Raw genomic sequence first — 4,101 nt, forward strand, 5'->3', positions numbered from 1 at the left:
GGCTTTTCTGGTCGGTCACTTGACCCCAATAATCCAGCTAAGTATATGAATTCGCCGGAAAGTCCCTTCTTTAATAAGGGACATCTGCTCTATAACTTTGACCAAGCCCGGGGACCAATCCGGGCGGGTCAACCAGCGATGATTTTCGAAGGATTTATGGATGTGATTTCGGCCACTATCGCCGGAGCCGAAGGAGCCGTGGCGACAATGGGAACGGCTTTGACCGAAACCCATGTCAAAGACCTGGCCAAAATCACGGACCGGATTTTATTGGTCTACGATGGCGATGCGGCTGGTCAAAAGGCGGCGAAGCGGTCAATTCCTTTGATTCGCCAACAGGCTCCCCAAGTCGAAATTGGGGTGATTTCCTTGCCCGATGGTCGTGATCCGGATGAAGTCCGGCGCGAACAGGGGGTTGAGGCCCTCAAAGCGGCCTTGGATGATGGCGTTTTGACACCCACCGAGTTTTTGATTCAAGCCGCCAAAAACGGTAAGAACCTCGAAAACCAGGCGGCGTACCTGGACTTCTTAAAGGAAGCCTGGCCAATTCTGGCAGTGGCCAGTCCGGTGGAACAGGATTACTTTTTACGGCACTTTAGCGAAGACTACGGGTCTGACCTAGCGGCCTTGCAGTCCGAATTCCAGGCTTACCAAGAAAATCAACCCAGCCAGGGGCCGGTTGAGACAGGTTCCCAAAACTTTGACCAGCCGAGTGACTGGGTGGCACCGTCGGGATGGTCGGATAACGACCTACCGGCCTGGCAACCAGAAGAGGGTAATTCAGGTGGTAGCCAACCGTACTTGGCAACTGCACCCGTCCAACAATTTGATTCAACCCTGACCCGGGTCGAGCGGGCAGAACAGGGCTTGTTAATGGCGATGATTAAGTCACCGGCGATGCTGACTTATGTCAAAAGTCTGCCGGACTTTGCCTTTGTTCATCCCGAATACCAGCTGTTGATGATGCTCTTTGAAGCCTACCAGCAACAAGCTGGGCCGGACTTTGATTTGGCCGGGTTCTTGGACTTTGTCCAAAAGCCCGATTTAAACCAAAAAGTCATGGCAATTGACCGAGAATTTGGTACACTAGAAGTTCAACGGGATGCGGTTGATGATTACTTGCGGGTGATTTTAAAGGATGCCCCCTATGAGAGCCAAATGGCGACGTTGGACAAGAAATTGTCATTGGCGCGCAACCAGCACGATAATGCGGCAATCATTCAAATCACTACCGAAATAATTAATCTCAAGAGAACGTATTCCCATAAATAGGAGATAAAATGGCAAAAATTTCAAGTTCAAGTAAAATTTCCGAAATTAAAGACTACCTTGATGCCCAAGGTATCGCTTATCATGGCCGGGCCCGCAAGGCAGAGCTTTTAGCTTTGGCCGAAGGAAAGACCCCGGAAGAAGCAGCTGAAATTGCCAAGCAACCGGTGAAGAAGTCCGCTAAGAAGTCTGGACCAATGAAGTCGGCTGCCTATGACAAGGCTGTCCGTGAATTGCTGAAGGAATACAAGCCTGCTAAGCAAATCAAGTATAGCGAATTATCAACTAAGATTGCTGAACCATTCCATTTGGATACTGAAAACATCGAACGTTTGATGGAAAAGGTTGAAGATGCCGGAATCGCCATTGTTGACGAAGCCGGGGAACCAGCACCAGAAGTTTTGCAAGCAAAGCAAAACAAGCCTTCTAAGGATGAACTCGACAACGCTGAAGATACATCAGGAATTAAGATCAACGATCCTGTCCGGATGTATTTGAAGGAAATCGGTCGCGTTAACCTTTTGCAGGGTGACGAAGAAATCGAGTTGTCAAAGCGAATCGAAGCTGGTGATGAAGAAGCCAAGCAAGAATTGGCCGAAGCCAACTTGCGTTTGGTTGTTTCCATCGCTAAGCGTTACGTCGGTCGTGGAATGCAATTCTTGGACTTGATCCAAGAAGGTAACATGGGTCTGATGAAGGCCGTCGACAAGTTTGATTACACCAAGGGATTTAAGTTCTCAACTTATGCAACCTGGTGGATTCGTCAGGCCATTACACGTGCCATTGCCGACCAAGCCCGGACAATCCGGGTACCGGTTCACATGGTGGAAACGATTAACAAGTTGATTCGGATCCAACGTCAATTGCTCCAAGACCTTGGTCGTGAACCAATCCCTGAAGAAATCGGGGCTGAAATGGATTTGACTGCTGACAAGATTCGTGAAATCTTGAAGATTGCTCAAGAACCCGTTTCATTGGAAACACCAATTGGTGAAGAGGATGACTCTCACTTGGGTGACTTCATCGAAGATAACGAAGCAATTTCACCAGCCGATTCAGCGGCTTACGAAATGTTGCGCGACCAGTTGGAATCCGTTTTGGATACCTTGACTGACCGAGAAGAAAACGTTTTGCGTTTGCGCTTCGGTTTGGAAGATGGTCGGACACGAACTTTGGAAGAAGTTGGTCGGGTCTTCGGTGTTACCCGTGAACGAATTCGTCAAATTGAAGCCAAGGCCTTGCGGAAGTTGCGCCATCCTTCCCGTTCAAAGCATTTGAAGGACTTCATGGACGAAAACTAAGCACTATTATATTTGTCTTTAAAAAGTTCCGACTTTGTCGGACTTTTTTAATGTCAAAGGCTTTACCCAAAACTATATCCCTTAGCGGTTCATCTACCATCCCGCTTAATCAAAACTAGGAGTACCAAATGAATAACTTTAAGAACCAAACTGTTTCCAAGACCTTCAGTCTGACCTTGACGGCCGTGGTGGCCGCTTTGTATGCTGCCATCACGATGTTAGTGGCGCCAATCGGCTTTGGCCCCGTCCAATTGCGGTTATCAGAGGGGTTGAACCACCTTTCAGCCTGGAACAAGCGCTATGTCTTGGCCTTGGGCCTCGGGGTTTTAATCGCCAACATGATTTCACCCTTGGGTTGGATTGACTGGGTCTTTGGAACCTTGGGCACGGTCATCATGACTGGGATTACTTACTTGTTGACGAAGAAGATTGACCGACCATTGGTTAAGATTTTCATCTCAACGGTGGTGGTTTTGACGATTGGGATGGCCATTTTGGCGGCTGAATTTACCTTCGCCTTTGCCATCCATGCCCATGGAAACTTTGCGCCTGACCATGCAACATCATCATGGTTGGCCAACTGGTTGTCATACTACGTTTCATTGGTACCAGGGGAATTTGTTTCATTGGTTGTCGGCGGAATCGTGATTTACGCTCTTTCAAAAGTAGTGGACTTGAAGAAATAATGATTGATCAAGACTACCATAACCAAAAAGTATTAGTAACCGGTGCCGCCTCAGGTATCGGTTTTTGCCAAATGAAAACCTACCTCGAGGCCGGTGCGACCGTCTATGCCGTTGACCAGCAGGTCATTGACTATGACCATCCGAACCTTGTCAAGTGCCAGGTGGACCTTGGTGATCGGTCAGAACTGGATAAAATGGCTGAAGTTTTGACGGAGTCCGTGACCTTCGATATTTTCTTAAATACCGCAGGAATCTTGGATGCCTTTCAGCCCCTATTGGACCAGTCAATGGCGACCATCGACCACGTTCTGGCCGTTAATTTGACCCCGGCCATTGTCTTGACCAAGGCGATTTTGCCCAAGATGGTTGAAGCTGGCCAAGGCAAGATTGTCTATATGGCCTCGATTGCCGGTTACCAGGCTGGTGGCGGCGGTGCGGCCTACACGATGGCCAAGCACGCCTTGGTTGGATTGACTAAGCAGGTGGCCCTGGATTACGCCAAGGCCGGGATCGTCGTTAACGCGATTGCCCCCGGGGCAATTGAGACGCCGATGAATGCGGCCGACTTTGCTGGTGAGGGAAAGATGGCCAAGCAGGTTGCTGACCAAATACCCGCCAAACGGTGGGCCCAGGCTCAGGAAGTTGCTGATTTGACTTTGTATTTGACGTCACAGCAGGCGACTTATCTGAGTGGGGCAGTTGTCCCAATCGATGGCGGCTGGACTCTCGGTCATTAATTTTATAATTTGTTTGAAAAGACCCTTTCGGTTTGAAACCGAGGGGTCTTTTGTTTTAAACTAGACTTAGATGAAAGTATGAGAAAGGAATTGTGCAATGGAAAATTC

General features: G+C 48.7%; 4 protein-coding genes. All 4 read left to right on the plus strand.

The window, feature by feature from the left end; translation table 11 throughout:
• The coding region (locus tag AOQ29_RS08100; protein ID WP_242977407.1) for a toprim domain-containing protein at window positions 1–1,272 on the plus strand (1,272 nt) is incomplete at its 5' end.
• Window positions 1,273–1,280: 8 nt separating this feature from the next.
• Window positions 1,281–2,570, plus strand: coding sequence for an RNA polymerase sigma factor RpoD (gene rpoD, locus AOQ29_RS05480; RefSeq protein ID WP_179948358.1), 1,290 nt, complete (start codon window positions 1,281–1,283; stop codon window positions 2,568–2,570).
• 128 nt (window positions 2,571–2,698) lie between these two features.
• Window positions 2,699–3,256, plus strand: coding sequence for a QueT transporter family protein (locus AOQ29_RS05485; RefSeq protein WP_061993505.1), 558 nt, complete (start codon window positions 2,699–2,701; stop codon window positions 3,254–3,256).
• A complete protein-coding gene (locus AOQ29_RS05490; protein WP_061993506.1) occupies window positions 3,256–3,993 on the plus strand; it encodes a 3-oxoacyl-ACP reductase in 738 nt (245 codons plus the stop codon). Before AOQ29_RS05485 ends, AOQ29_RS05490 begins: the two co-directional genes overlap by 1 nt.
• Window positions 3,994–4,101 lie beyond the last annotated feature (108 nt).

Origin of the sequence: Fructobacillus ficulneus, assembly GCF_001047075.2 — a bacterium.
GTDB classification, from domain to species: Bacteria; Bacillota; Bacilli; order Lactobacillales; family Lactobacillaceae; genus Fructobacillus; species Fructobacillus ficulneus.